Genomic DNA, 13,232 nt, shown 5'->3' with positions numbered 1-13,232 from the left:
CAACGCGCGATATTTTTTGAAACTGAAATGGCCCACAAAGACACCCTTTACGAATCATGGAAGCAGGTCACTGGTGATGATAAACACCTAGTCCATTACCGAGACATGTTTATTCAATTGGAAGAGACATTAAGCGCTGCGATGAAAGATGAGCGCTACCGTAGCTTTTCGAGAATGGAGCGAGGCTGGACCCCACCGCCAAAAGAAAATGATACTGCTTTTTCAAAATCAGAAACCGATTAGACATAGCGCTGCTTAGGCATTTTTGCAACTAAGCAACACCCTATCTTATGTCGTTTTTTTCAGTTTTTAATCAAAAGTGTAAGACATAAAAAAGCCCCCGCGCTAATCATTTTTAGCAGCGGGGGCGTTATACTTTAAATCGGCTAAGTTACGTTAAGTTCATCTCTTGAACTTTTTCATGAGCAATCTCAGGAGTAGTAACAACAGGCTTTGAATGTAGATCAGCCTTTAGTTGGCCTTTACGATGCTTTAGTGCCGCATCGAGTTTTCTAGCTGCGCTGGTTATCGCTGGGTACATAATGGTATCGCTACCCGACGATGATATTCGACTTCCCTCATAATTGGTTCTAATTTCAACCTGGAATTCGCTATGCTCTTTAGAAATAATAATATCGAGTGCGATCAGGGTTGGAAAATGACTCTCTATCTTCGAAAACTTCTCTTGGACATGCTGCTTAACAACATCAGTAACATCAACGTGGTGACCAGAAAGATTTATTTTCATAGGTTTTCCTTTTTACAATGACTTCTACCTAATACACTTGGGGTTAGCGCTTTAAATTACAAGCTTTATTAATAAAAATTTATCTAATTAATTGCTCATAAAAAACACATAAACCGCTGTAGCCCAGTATCCATCAGTAAAGTCAAAAAAATAATATTTTCAGTTTTTAATAAATTCGTCATCTAGCTATGGTTAAAACATATACTAACTGGGTAATAAGTGACTCGCGCGCCAAAAAGCAATAAATCGCGTACTTGATTACCTTCTACAAATTTAGACAAAAAAACCAGCTTTAGCTGGGTTTTTATCACGCTTTTAGCAAAAAAATTAAAATATATTTTCTGGTTGTTATGACATCAATCACTTAGCGCGACATCTGCGCATTATTTTACCTTGTTCACATTAAACACTGGTGCTTTAGGATCTGGGCGCAATAGCGTAAATCAGCGCCTTTGAGGCGAGAGTTTGTACCATATCAGGCGCCACATCCTCTTTATTTTCCGTCACCGCTAAGTCGATCGTAGACCACACTCCTGTGGCAACTTTACACTTATTGTCACCGATATATTGACTACGGAGGTAAGGTGGCATCACTCACTATAATCACTTAATTTTTATCGTAAATAGTCTTTCACAATGAAATTTGATGGTTAGCTATAGGCAGATGATGCAGCATTTTTTGCGACACATATCCCAAGATTGTCACCTTTACAGTTAAATACGAATAAAAATAGTTATCAATTAAGTTTATTAATGTAAAATACAGCCCTATTTTATGAAGATTAGGCGCACCGTTAATGACGCCTAACATTTAGGTGTCTGTCTCAGTGATCTCAGTTAACTCTAATTTCAAGCATTTGATTAGCTTGCAGCTATTCAATATTACTTCGCGTGCTCTAGCCGCTATATTCGGTGGTTACCTCGTCGCTGCAACTGCATGTGGGCTATTTGCCATTATCATTCCATTGGTAGCAGTTCAGAGCGCATTAACCGCTATGATGCTGTCATTTGCTGTTTATGCTGCTGCAATCATTTGGGTTTTTAGCGTTAAGCATCACCTATTAGCATGGCGAGATCTACTCGGGTTGAGCAGCCTTTTCTATCTGATTATTTTACTGGTAAGCTAACAATGAAAGAGAATTTTTTCCGCAGCATGACTTGGCTACATACTTGGGTTGGCTTGCTTGTATGTTGGGTGCTATTGCTAATATTTTTCGCGGGTACGATGAGCTATTATCGACATGATATTAGCCTGTGGACTAAGCCTGAGCTGCACCAAAACGTGATTCAAGATTATAATGCCAGCAAAGTTCAGTCTGAGCTGAGTAAGGCACAAAGCTATCTCAGTCAGCACGCGAACAATGCTCGCGATTGGCGCATCAGCTTTCCGACAGATCGTAAACCTTACCTAAGTTACAGTTGGCAGACTCAGCCTGAAGCGGGACAGCGTCGCGGCAAATTCATTGAACATGTGGTGATGCAAGGACAAGATGAAGTCATAACCGATGTTCGTCAGTCAAAAGGCGGCAACTTTTTCTATCGATTGCATTTTGATCTGCATTACATGCCAGCAAAAATTGCTCGCTGGATTGTCGGGTTTTGTAGCATGTTTATGCTGATTGCGTTAATCAGCGGCATTGTCATTCATAAACGGATCTTCAAAGACTTCTTTAGCTTTAGACGTAACAAAGGCAGTCGCTCTTGGCTCGATGCTCATAATGTCAGTTCTGTACTCGCACTGCCTTATCACTTAATGATCACTTATACCGGGCTAGTGACGCTTATGGCAATGTACATGCCTTGGGCGGCTATCACAGCTTACGACGGTGATACTAAGGCTTTTCGTCAGGAGTTAAAAAACCGTCCTGCACAAGTAATACCACTGGGCGAATCCGCAAAAACTATTCAGTTAACCACCCTACTACCGCAAATTAATCAGTTATTTGACAACAAGCCTATTAGACAGATTGTTGTGACGAACCCCGGTGATAAAAACAGTCGAGTCAGCGTCTATAAAGATACCGGTGAGACGGTGACCGACAGAAGAGTCGCCACAATATTTAACGCGGTAGATGGTACTCTTTTGAATAAAGGGATTGAACCTGATTCTGCCGCTCAAAATACCCATGACACTTTAATAGCGCTGCATACCGGACGTTTTTCAGGGCCTGTATTACGTTTCTTTTTCTTCATCTGTGGTGTGATGGGCTGCGCAATGATTGCGACTGGGACACTGCTTTGGGCAAATAAAATTCGCCAAAAACAGCATAAACAGATAAACCAAGGCGAGAAAGCCAGTTTTGGTCTGCGATTAGTCGAAGGGTTAAACCTGACTTTCATTGCAGGTTTACCGCTTGCAGCAAGTGTGTTTTTCTATGCTAACAGGCTGTTACCCATCGATATGATCAACCGTGCTCAATGGGAAGCTAATAGCTTTTTCATCGCCTTAACTATAATTGCTTTAGTCGCCTGCTTTAAGCGGACATTAGCGGTATGGCGTTATGTGTTGGCCTTATCGGGCTCTAGCTTGATTGCGATCCCGCTGCTCAATGCAATGACCTCAAATAGTGATCTGCTAAGAAATATTAACCAAGCACAATGGTCTTTAGTGGGTTTCGACATCATGTGCGTAGTGATAGGAGTTAGCATTTTGTTTGCTCGACGTAAGCTTTTGAGTCAGCAACTTAAACTGCCTACTGGTCGCCGCGCAGCGACTCGTTTGAAAGACCCTATTGTAATACAAACAACAGCCACTACAGGCAAAGAGGCTTAATAGATGATGTTAAGTTTATTGGGATTTAGTTACATCGCATTTGGCTTATTAGCGTTAGCCATGTTCTCTCACCATCGAGAAGTCTTAGGCAAAGCACCAAGCGATAAGCAAAGCCGCAGATTGTCTATCACAGGTTGGCTTGGACTGGCGCTCACTTATTGGGGTTGTACTCTTGACCAAGGTGTTGCTTATGGCAGCATCATCTATTTTGGTTTACTAGCCGCATCGGGGCTACTAGTGATTATGACACTGAGTTACCGCGCGAAATTTATGCCCTATGCTATGGCGTTAAGCGCGATATTTAGCACGACACTGTTTGTTATCCGCTAATTTCCCCGCCAGCTTAAGATCCATACTCCCAGCCAAGATAATTGGCTGGGTTTTACCTCTAAGACAAATTCTTGAGCCCTAAACACATCGTCTCTGTTCGCATAATCACTGAACAATCGGCCTTAAAGTTTCACCGCGAGTTAAACTAATGCCTTGTTATGGGATCAAAAAATTGCCTATCTTCTAACTGGTTCAGTTCACATTCAGCTTTAATCGCTTAAAATCTTGTCTATTAAGACATGTTTTTGATGATTGAGGTTTTATGCAAGTTTCACAATCGCTCTCCAATACTGCGGCTCAGTCCAAAACACTAAACAGTCAAAACCTACAGCAAAGTACTGCGGACAGTCATTCTCAACTTGCCAATACCAGCAGCGATCAACCAATTTCCCCTGTCGCATCAAGCGATACAGTGACATTATCTGCCAGTGCCATTGAGCTAGCCGCTCAAGGTCGTTCCGCTGAAAAAACGAGTTCAGTCGCCAATGAAGCAGAAATATTACCTGTAACACCAAAGTTACCCAATGAAGGTGAGAAAGTTGACGACTACGTTGACTATAGAAAGGCCAAAGCTCAGTATCAGTTTTATGCAGATATAGCAGGAGTGGCTACAGGCAGCAGCAATCTAACCCCAGCGTCAGCTTATTATCTATCAAACAATGATGATGCACGAGCCGCTGTCGTCAATAATAAAGCCCAACAGCAGCAAGCAGCGGTTATGCAGACCTATGTAGAAACATCGCAAAGTATTAACGTTTACAGCTAACATTTTATTTATAGATAGCAAAGAAGCCGCATTAAGCGGCTTTTTTGCTATCTATAATTTAAGCTGGACAATATGACAAGCAATACAGATTTAAACAGTCTATCAATAACCTAGAAATTTAATCTACTCTTAATCGGTCTTCTCTATATTACCGACTTTGTGAGCTTAATAGCTGCTAATCATTTAAGGGTTAGCCCGCTTTAATACTATCCATGTCATACCATGGCGTTGGGTTAATTGGACATCTAAATCGAACACCTTCAGCGCTGACTTCAACCACGTCGCTACGAAGCGTTTTTCCTGGTTCAATTGGAAACATATCTAACGCTTCATGAGTGGTGAAGTTTTGCAGTTGAAAACCCACCAGCTTGCCAGCCTTATTGGTGATAATAAATTGATACTTTCCGGGCTTTAGTGACGCGAGTGTATCTTTAGCACTGAAATAGCCGCCATGCTGGTCGAGATAGATCTCGACAACCCCATCTGCATTTTGAGTCGGAGTTGCGGCAGAAGTTGCAAAGCTAAACACGAGTGCCGTCATTAGCATTATCTGAGTGATGAACTTATTCATTTTATATTCCTTAATGATGTGTTTGAACTAACAGAATAGGTAAATTAACGTCAGCTTTGTATGCCTTAGCGTCTGCGCTTTATGTCTCATCGTCTAATCTTATCATTAAGGTCTTCTGGCATAGTGCTAACGTCTGTATCAATGGAACAGTCATTCGTTAGTGGGTGAGTTAACAGCACCAAATAACAAGATGAATTGCCACAATAGATGGGGAACCATGTTTAACATTAATAACTTACTTTCAAATTTTCATCTTCACGCCACGATATTTCATCGTTCGTTACTGTGTAAAACATGGAGTACTGACACCTCAGGAAGCGGTCTGGCGAGTTTTCATTTGGTCAGTCAAGGGCAAGCATTTCTCTATTGCGGTGATATTAAAGCGCTAGAGCTTACCGCTGGTGACTTAGTGGTATTTCCCCATGATGCACCGCACATTATCAGCAGCAGTAATAGTGAGCAGGCCGCTGCAACCATTAGCCGTTTTGTGGCATATCCTATGGTTGATGAGCCATCAGATTCGACGGGGTTAATCTGTGGTTATTTTGATTTTAGTGAAGACAAAAATCACCCGCTTATTTGCCAGCTACCCGCATGTATGGTGATCCGTAAACAGGAACAAAGCGGTGCACTCACTGGAATTACGCAGAGTTTAATTGAAGAAGCCAAGCTAGGTTCACTCGCTAATGATGTGATTTTGTCTCGTCTTAGTGAGGTATTCTTTCTAAGTTTATTACGGAAGTTATCGAATGATGAACATAGTAATATTGGCTTATTTAAAGCACTACAAGATCCAAAAATGAGTAAAGTACTCAATGCTATTAGCCAAGACTTGTGTCAATCATGGAGTGTAAATACCTTAGCCGAACTGGGTGGTTACTCACGAGCCAGCTTTGCCAGCTATTTCAAAGCCTATCTCGATATGACACCGATAGAGTACATCACTCGTTTACGTTTATCACAAGCACAAAAACAACTACGCGCTGGGGACAGTGTGTATAAAACAGCGCTTGATGTGGGTTATCAAAGTGATATCACTTTTGCTAAAGCATTTAAACGCTATTTCGGCTATGGCCCAGGCTCTAGCAGAAGAGCCAATACCGAAGCTTAATCGAGAAAAAACATCATCTTTCAATAATGCTTATTGACCCAACAAGAACGCAGCATTATTTTCATTTTTTATAAGCGAGCAATAAGTATGAGCTTTAATATACACTTAAACTGGAGCAGCGAAGCTGCTGTAAACGAGCCAACTGCATTTTGCCGTGACCATACAATTAACTTTGGTAGTGGCCAACAAGTTAATGCATCATCAGCACCTGAGTACAGTGGTAATAGCCAATTTATTAATCCTGAAGAGAGTCTACTGGCGGCATTATCTTCCTGCCATATGTTGACGTTTTTAACGATTGCTCACTTAAAACGTTTGGCTGTTGTCTCTTATAGTGACCACGCTAAAGCTGAGTTAGGTAAAAATGCACAGGGGAAGTTATTTGTAAATAAAATGACGCTAAACCCCAAAATCGTATTTGCTGCAGGCACTGAAGTCAGTGATGAGGTCATTGAAAAAATCCATGAGAAATCTCATGCCAATTGCTTTATTGCCAATAGCCTTAACAACGAAACCCTTGTAGAGATCACGACCGACAATACCGCAAGTACCGATAACCAGTGAAGATAACGAGTCTTGAGTCATACACAGACCCCACCATTCCCTCAAAAACACTCAATGACTATGACTGATATGATTAAGCTGCTAACGAACAGATTATCGCGTTAGTAGCAGCTCGCGGTGATTCATCATCGCTACTTTCCAGCAGAAAATGACATAATCGACACTTTGATATCCCCCGTTTACTGTTGCGGATATAGCACTCATTCAATTTGTTATTTCCAACTCAACATCAACTTTGACGGTTAATAATTTAAGCTAATTAAACCCATTCCATGTTGTAAAACTCAGCACAACACTCATCACCTCCCTTGATAAAAATGTCTCATCACAGACTTAATTGGCAATATTGTTATACCCTTTCCTGCCAGGAAACGATCACTAATCATCAAATAATATTGATTTAAATCAATTAATTCATATCACTATGAAAATAATTTAATTCCAGCGTACACGCGTAAGCTTATGAAATTTTTATAGTTAATTTTATTATTTAAATAAAAATCCAAACAAGTGTTTAAATTTATCGTTTGAAAATTTGATCTATGGCGCATTTTGTGACGTAATGTGACTCATACTTCTGGTCAGATGAGCATCAAAATGAGCATAAGAACTAAACTAAAAAAAGTACTACCAAGCATTTCTACCACTGAGCAAGAAGCACTCGACGCTGGTGATGTATGGCTAGAGGGTTCTATCTATCAAGGTGTTCCTGATTTTGCTGCGCTACGTGACATTCCGGTTGCAACACTATCCGCTGATGAGCAAGCCTTTCTCGATGGCCCAGTGCAGACCTTAATTGAAATGGTCGACGACTTTGAAATTCAGCGCAGTAAACATCTACCAGAAAATATTCTTAACTTTTTAAAAGAGAATAAATTTTTCTCTCTTATTATCCCAAAATCATTTGGTGGTCTTGAATTTAGTCCTTATGCCAACTCAACCATTGTTGGCACCATTGCTGCTAAAAGCTCGGCCGTAGCCGTTACCGTTATGGTGCCTAACTCATTAGGCCCTGGCGAATTGTTGATGCATTACGGTACATCACAACAACAAGATTATTGGTTACCCCGCCTTGCTAAAGGCCAAGAGATCCCATGTTTTGCCCTAACGAGCCCAGAAGCGGGCTCAGACGCTGGCGGTATTCCAGATGTCGGCACTGTGACTATGGGTGAATATGATGGCGAGCAAGTACTCGGTTTGAGTGTTACATGGGACAAGCGCTATATCACGCTAGCCCCTATCGCGAGTGTGTTAGGCCTCGCCTTTAAAGTCGAAGATCCAAACGGAATACTCGGCGGTAAAGAAAACCTTGGTATTACCTGTGCCTTAATCCCTAAGTCTCACCCAGGTGTGCAACTAGGTAATCGTCATGACCCAATGGGGATGAGTTTCTACAACGGTACTACGCGTGGCGAAAATGTCTTTATCCCAATGGATTTCATCATTGGTGGCCAGAAAAATATCGGTCGCGGCTGGGCAATGCTCGTAGCATGTCTAGGTGCTGGTCGCGGTATTTCACTGCCTGCACTGGGTGTCTCTGTTGGCCAGTGCTCATTTAAATCATCGACTGAGTACGCAGCAGTGCGTGAGCAATTTGGTTTATCGATTGGTAAATTTGAAGGTATTCAAGAAAAGCTTGCTGACATTGCTGGCAAGACTTACTTACTAGAATCAATGCGAGTATTAACCACCGAAGGATTAGGTTTAGGCCTGAAGCCATCGGTTGTGACTGCAATTGCAAAATATCACATGACAGAGCTTGGCCGCGACGTACTTGATTCAGCAATGGATATTCAAGCCGGTAAAGCGATTCAAAATGGCCCACAAAATACATTGGCTTCTGGTTATATCGCCCAGCCAATTGCCATTACCGTGGAAGGCGCCAACATTCTTACCCGTAACCTGATGATTTTCGGTCAAGGCGTTATGCGTTGTCATCCTTATTTGCAAAGCATGGTTGAGTCTATTCACTCAAACGAAAAGCATGCAGATAAAGAGTTCAACAGTATTTTACGCAAAACCGTTGGTTACAGTGTTGGCAACAGCCTACGTGCATTCAAATTAGGTTTACTGCCTTTCACTGCTGGCGCGAGTTCTCAACTTGCAGAAGTTAAACCCTATGAGCAATCTGTTCATAAACTGGCGTCAAAACTCGCCGTTTATGCAGACTTTTCACTACTGGTGCTTGGCGGAAAGTTAAAGCAAGCAGAGATGCTGTCAGCCCGTTTAGGCGATGTAATGAGCTATCTTTATGCTGCAATGGCTTCTATCCGTTATTACGAGCAAAAGCTACCTGCAGAGCAGCGTGCTGAAGCGGCGCCATACTTCCACTACGCCACTCGCTGGTCACTATGCCAAGCCGAAAAAGCGCTATTGGACTTTTTGGACAACTTCCCATCATCATCGACACGTAAGTTTATGCGCCTGATCACTGTAACTTATTCACCTAAGATGCAGAAAATAAACGATAACTTAGTGCGCGAACTTGCTGAACAAGCACAGCTAAATACAGCGTTTAAGAAAAACCTAACCCACTTGGTTAAACCTGTTGCGGGCGACGGTAACTACATCAATGAACAAGCCTATCTGGCTAAGATGGAATGTTTGCCAATGTTAGCTAAGGTAAAGAAAGCCATTAGAGCACGTACCTTTAAGCCTGGTATCAAGTTCTCGTTAACACTTGATGCAGCGTTAACCGCTAAGGTGATTAATGACAGCGAGCACAAGCAGCTGCAAGACTATAACTTGAAGCGTGAACGTGCTATCCGTGTTGATGAGTTTGATTTTGATATGAACTTAATCACAGAAAAAGCCGATCTAAAAATCGCTAACTAAATCTAAAAAAAATCAAAAAAGCGGTTGTATTGCTCATGTAGCAAACAACCGCTTTTTTATATCCGTTATCTAAGTGACTCGCTATACGTACAAATAAGCACCTACACAATCATCTCATTAACGAGAAGTTAGCCGCCAAAGCGGCTAGTATATTGCAGTCCTATTACCCATACATCTTCAGCGTAAGATACCCATTCAAGTGCCAAACCATTATCTTGATTAAATCCATAATATAGCCCAGCACCGGCAGCAAACTGCTGATCACTATTATCATCAATATTGATCGGCCCACTACTTTTAGTCTCTAACCAGCTAACTCCAGCCAAACCATAAATTTCAAAGCCTGAGTCAGTAAAGATAGGCATCTGGTACTGAGCAAATAGCGCTACACCTTTATAATCAATCTCAGCACTAACACGCCTATTTTGACTCAAATCCACTTGGCCAAGATCGACACCTCTTAATTTAAGCCACCAGTTTTTGGAAAAACCATAGCCAAGCTCAAGATTGTAAGAGAAGTCGTAATCATTATCTTTGTCTATCTCAGTGTAAAATGTAGGTTCAAGATTAACAGCCCCAAGCCCAGCACCTATCGAGTACTCAGCCTGGGCAGGTAAAGCCACACCCATTGTAATAAGCACAAAAATCGGCACTATTTTTAAAACATATACTTTTCGTTGACGTAGCATCGCAAGCAGAACAAGTACCATAAGACCCAAGTACCCCATAGAACCACCACCGGTAATTGTTTTACCATCGATCCCATTATTATTAGCCAGATCATTAGTATCCTTGATACCGTCGCCATCTGAGTCAATATCTAAATGATCGGCCAAGCCATCATTATCAGTATCTAACATTTCTCTATCATCCCTGACTCCATTACCATCATTATCAGTGCCTGAAATAACACCGTTGACATCATAATCTACCCCATCGTCAATCCCGTCAGCATCAGCATCAAACCCAGTGAAGTACTGCTGTTGTGGATTCTCTTCAATATCAGGGATTCCATCTCCGTCATCATCATCATCAGCATGGTTTGCGTAACCATCGCCATCGAGATCCGGTAAGCTACCAAATGCCCCAACGGCGCCATCAATCACATCCACTAAGCCATCGTTATCCATATCGATGGTGTCATCAAGGATACCATCTTGATTTGTATCTAATGATTCCGGCAAACCCGCATTAATTAAATCAAATTGCTCACCGTCGCTACTCAACTGCAATAGATCCGGATGACTATCGCTATTAGTATCAATCAGCTCGCCTATTGTTTTTATCAGCTGATCAGAATAGTCATTGAAACCATCACTGTCAGCATCTTCTAGCCCTGCTTCTAATACGTCTGCAACACCATCATTATCAGAGTCCAGATCAAGATGATTTGGGCTTAAGTCTATGTCCATATCCAACTTAGCCAACTTTTTAATGACAGCATCAAGTGAGTTTAACCCGTCATCGACGCCATCAAAGTTAATATCCACTCGCCCTTGATCAATGACATTATCGCCATCGACATCCGCATCGAAGAAATCAACAATACCATCTTGATCGCTATCAGATGTTCCACTATTACTTTCTGCTGCCCTTGTACTGGACTGCTGCACTTTTGCTATCGATACAGAACTCGCACTGCTTTGCTCAAGTACCATTACAATCGAAAATTCAACCCCATCACTCACACCATCATTATCTGAATCCTCATCATTAGCATCATCGATTCCATCACCATCGGTATCGACATCTGTTTCCACCAAGTTAGGCATACCGTCACCATCACTATCTTGCCCAAGCATAATAAGCATAATCAGTGCCTCGACTTCAGCCACTTCGTCAATATCTGCTGTTGCATAGTGTGCTACTGCATTATTTAGCAATGCCAAGATTGCATTCAATTGTTCTAGTGAAACACTGCTTACACCTGCATCAATATAAACTTGCGCAATGAGATCTACGGTTTCACCGCCAAGCTCGGCATATTCACTAATCAATGACAATGCATACTCAGGTATCGTTTGCACTATTGTGGATGCCTCTGACATAACAATTTCAGCCCTACCGGCATCATCAACATAATTAGCCTCGACAGATAGGCTACTACCAACATCTTCAATCGATAACACATAGAAATCATCATCGGTGCCTATCAATGATGTCTGTTCATCTGAATGTCTAAACCATTGATAGCTATGTTCTGTTGCTGTCGTTCCATCAATGTCGTCAATCACAGCAGTTATCGTTTGCTCTTCAACCAGATAACCGTCAATACGGACACTACCAGGGCTGTTGGTTGCGTAGGCAAAGTTAGTTGATGCCAGATTGCCGTTCTCTGCACTATCTTGAACAGCATCAGCAGGTAACTGGACCAGTACATCACGACCAACAGTCAGTACAGAGCCTTTCAGTACATATTCCTGTTCATCACCCGTCAAACTCACTGCCGTACCGTTTTCTACTTGTAGGTCCTCTAGTGTCAACCCTGTAACTGGCTCACTAAAGTGCAGCTCTAAAGCAAACTCTTCACGCACCTCCATTTCAAGTATTGCTAATGTCACTTCAGGTTGAACACTATCAAAATTAACTTTAAAAATATCTGAGGCTAAATTGGTTCTACCGCTCTTATCTGTTGCAACACTCTCTTTGACTTGCAATGACACCTCACCTTGCTCTATCGGAGTCACTAGAACGGTAAAGTTTAATCGCTCAGCACTCCACTGAGACAATGTCGCATTGGTAAGTTCAATATCGGTAATATCAAAATCTTCAACGTCCTCGCTAAAGCTAAAGGTCGCGATAAACGCCGCATTGATATAACCCGAAGCACCACTAATAGTGAGGCTTGGCTGGCTGGCATCATAAGTGGCGGTTAACTGCAGAGCTGCGGTATTGCCATTACTGGCTGAATCGACGGCTATATTAGCTGCCACATCGACTGTGACACTGCCTGCTGCACTTGGTGTGATCAGCGCGCTATAAGCTTTACCCGAACCACTGAAGTTTGACACGCCAGCATTGCTGGCAGCGATATCGATAGCATCAAAACCAGTGACCGAGTCACTGAAAGTGAAAGTTGCGGTAAAGGCGGCATTGATATAACCCGAAGCGCCACTAATCGTGACACTTGGTTGACTGGCATCATACGTTGCCGTTAATTGTACCGCTGCGGTATTGCCGTTACTGGCACCATCGATAGCGGCATTAGCTGCCACATCGACCGTGACACTGCCTGCTGCAGTGGGTGTGATAAGCGCTGAATACGTTTTACCACTTCCAGTAAAGCTTGAAATTGTTGCATTGCTCAGCGCAATATCAGTAGCATCAAAACCAGTGACAGATTCACTGAAAGTGAAGCTCGCAGTAAACTCTGCGTTGATATAACCCGAAGCACCACTAATAGTGAGGCTTGGCTGGCTGGCATCATAGGTGGCGGTGAACTGCGCCGCTGCAGTATTGCCATTACTGGCACCATCGATAGCGGCATTAGCTGCCACATCGACCGTGACACTGCCTGCTGCGGTGGGTGTGATC

General features: G+C 42.3%; 10 protein-coding genes and 1 pseudogene. 8 read left to right on the top strand and 3 right to left on the bottom strand.

Annotated features, from left to right (window positions below):
* Nucleotides 1–243, top strand: a pseudogene (locus tag CXF82_RS06470) (potassium transporter); the annotation flags it as partial.
* A gap of 148 nt (nt 244–391) precedes the next feature.
* On the opposite strand, the gene hpf reads toward CXF82_RS06470, so the two are convergent.
* The gene (gene hpf, locus CXF82_RS06465; RefSeq protein ID WP_101092286.1) at nt 392–748 is read right to left on the bottom strand and encodes a ribosome hibernation-promoting factor, HPF/YfiA family; all 357 of its coding nucleotides are present in this window, start codon (nt 746–748) and stop codon (nt 392–394) included.
* Between the two features lie 827 nt (nt 749–1,575).
* Between hpf and CXF82_RS06460 the strand changes: the two genes are divergently transcribed.
* The 4 genes from CXF82_RS06460 to CXF82_RS06445 all read left to right on the top strand — a co-directional run bounded on the left by CXF82_RS06460 (nt 1,576) and on the right by CXF82_RS06445 (nt 4,617).
* A complete protein-coding gene (locus CXF82_RS06460; RefSeq protein ID WP_102043872.1) occupies nt 1,576–1,875 on the top strand; it encodes a hypothetical protein in 300 nt (99 codons plus the stop codon).
* 2 nt (nt 1,876–1,877) lie between these two features.
* Complete coding sequence (locus tag CXF82_RS06455; RefSeq protein ID WP_102043871.1) at nt 1,878–3,521, top strand: PepSY-associated TM helix domain-containing protein; 1,644 nt, start codon at nt 1,878–1,880, stop codon at nt 3,519–3,521.
* 3 nt (nt 3,522–3,524) lie between these two features.
* Entirely contained in the window at nt 3,525–3,851 is a 327-nt protein-coding gene (locus tag CXF82_RS06450; RefSeq protein WP_101092290.1) for a DUF3325 domain-containing protein, read from the top strand.
* A 262-nt stretch (nt 3,852–4,113) separates the two neighbouring features.
* Complete coding sequence (locus CXF82_RS06445) at nt 4,114–4,617, top strand: hypothetical protein (protein ID WP_102043870.1); 504 nt, start codon at nt 4,114–4,116, stop codon at nt 4,615–4,617.
* A 190-nt stretch (nt 4,618–4,807) separates the two neighbouring features.
* On the opposite strand, the gene CXF82_RS06440 is transcribed toward CXF82_RS06445, so the two are convergent.
* The gene (locus CXF82_RS06440) at nt 4,808–5,188 is read right to left on the bottom strand and encodes a hypothetical protein (RefSeq protein WP_101092292.1); all 381 of its coding nucleotides are present in this window, start codon (nt 5,186–5,188) and stop codon (nt 4,808–4,810) included.
* 217 nt (nt 5,189–5,405) lie between these two features.
* Between CXF82_RS06440 and CXF82_RS06435 the strand changes: the two genes are divergently transcribed.
* From CXF82_RS06435 to CXF82_RS06425, 3 genes are all read left to right on the top strand, one after another.
* Entirely contained in the window at nt 5,406–6,299 is an 894-nt protein-coding gene (locus tag CXF82_RS06435; protein ID WP_180961177.1) for an AraC family transcriptional regulator, read from the top strand.
* An 87-nt stretch (nt 6,300–6,386) separates the two neighbouring features.
* Complete coding sequence (locus CXF82_RS06430; RefSeq protein ID WP_102043868.1) at nt 6,387–6,863, top strand: OsmC family protein; 477 nt, start codon at nt 6,387–6,389, stop codon at nt 6,861–6,863.
* Between the two features lie 597 nt (nt 6,864–7,460).
* Nucleotides 7,461–9,698 (top strand): acyl-CoA dehydrogenase, encoded by a 2,238-nt coding sequence (locus tag CXF82_RS06425; protein ID WP_101092295.1) that lies wholly within the window; start codon nt 7,461–7,463, stop codon nt 9,696–9,698.
* 128 nt (nt 9,699–9,826) lie between these two features.
* On the opposite strand, the gene CXF82_RS06420 is transcribed toward CXF82_RS06425, so the two are convergent.
* Nucleotides 9,827–13,232: Ig-like domain-containing protein (locus CXF82_RS06420; RefSeq protein WP_145991665.1), on the bottom strand; the 3,406-nt coding region annotated here is incomplete at its 5' end.

The organism is Shewanella sp. GutDb-MelDb, from assembly GCF_002836075.1.
GTDB lineage: Bacteria > Pseudomonadota > Gammaproteobacteria > Enterobacterales > Shewanellaceae > Shewanella.
This window is presented reverse-complemented; position numbering and strand designations above follow the sequence as displayed.